A 1,214-nucleotide genomic window follows, 5' to 3' on the forward strand; every position below is an offset into this window, starting at 1 on the left:
GGATCGTGACGACAACAACTCGGACAAGAAGCCGGAGTCCCCGGTTGTCACGCCTGGTGAGAGCACCACGGTTCCGGCTGACGGTGGCGAGCACCCGGTTGGCAAGGTTGAGAACCCGAAGGGCGATGAGACGGGCAAGCTGGTCGATAAGGACGGCAATGAGATCCCGGGCTCTAAGGTTGAGATCGATGAGAATGGCAACGTTAAGGTGACGGTGCCGGAGGGCACTGATCCGCAGGATGGCAAGGTTGTCATCACTGATGGTGAGGGCAACCCAGTCGGTGAGATTGATGTCAAGATCGTTGATCCGGACACTGACGCAGGCAACAATGTTCCGAACTACGGTGATCGTAAGAACGTCGAGGCTGGTGCATCTGAGCAGTCTGATCCGTTTGAGGGTAAGACCGATGTTCCTGTGAAGGACGCAACGGGTAAGCCGTCTGAGGGCGCTGAGGATTGGACCTTTGACACTGCCAAGGATTCCGGTGTGGTCACGGCAACGGCTCCGACTTACGAGAAGGTCGGCGAGAAGATCGACTCTAAGCTGCCGGAGATTGATAGCAGCTGGGAGAAGTTCAAGGAGATCTTCACTCCGTATGTTCGTCCGTCGGTAGAGGTTGACTTCACCTACGAGGATGACTCTAAGAACTCGGCAACCGCTGGCTTCGACTTGGTTGGTAAGGACGGTAAGTCCTTGCTGGATCCGGACGGTGACTTCGATGGCGACGGCACCTCCAACAAGGAGGAAATCGAGAAGGGTACTAACCCTGCGGATGAGAACTCTAAGCCGGGTACGGAATCTGAGGGCCCGAGCATCGATAAGGGTTCGAAGATCGATGAGGTCCCGGCTGACGGTGAGTCCAAGAAGCTGGATGACAAGGTCAAGAACCCGACTGACGGTATGAATGGTGAGGTTATCGGCGAGGACGGCAACCCGATTAAGGATGCGACCGTTGAGATTGACCCGAACACCGGTGAGATCACGGTGACCGTCCCGAAGGGCACTGACCCGCAGGATGCGACCGTTGTTGTCAAGGACAAGGACAAGAACAAGGTCGGTGAGATTGACATCAAGATCACCGAGCCGGAAGGCAACGGCTCTTCCGACGGGTCCGGTTCCTCTGACCTGTCTTCGAAGCCGAACCAGCGTTGCATTAACACTGGTTTGGGTGTTGGTATCCCGCTGCTGTTCCTGATTCCGGTTGGTCTGGCTT

At 56.3% G+C, this 1,214-nt stretch carries 1 protein-coding gene; it reads left to right on the forward strand.

Going from position 1 to position 1,214, the window contains the following annotated elements:
* Positions 1-1,214, forward strand: a 1,214-nt coding sequence (locus HMPREF3147_RS12870) for a hypothetical protein (RefSeq protein ID WP_168160909.1), incomplete at both ends; no start/stop codon positions are given.

Source organism: Corynebacterium sp. HMSC05D03 (assembly GCF_001807205.1).
Lineage (GTDB): Bacteria > Actinomycetota > Actinomycetes > Mycobacteriales > Mycobacteriaceae > Corynebacterium > Corynebacterium aurimucosum.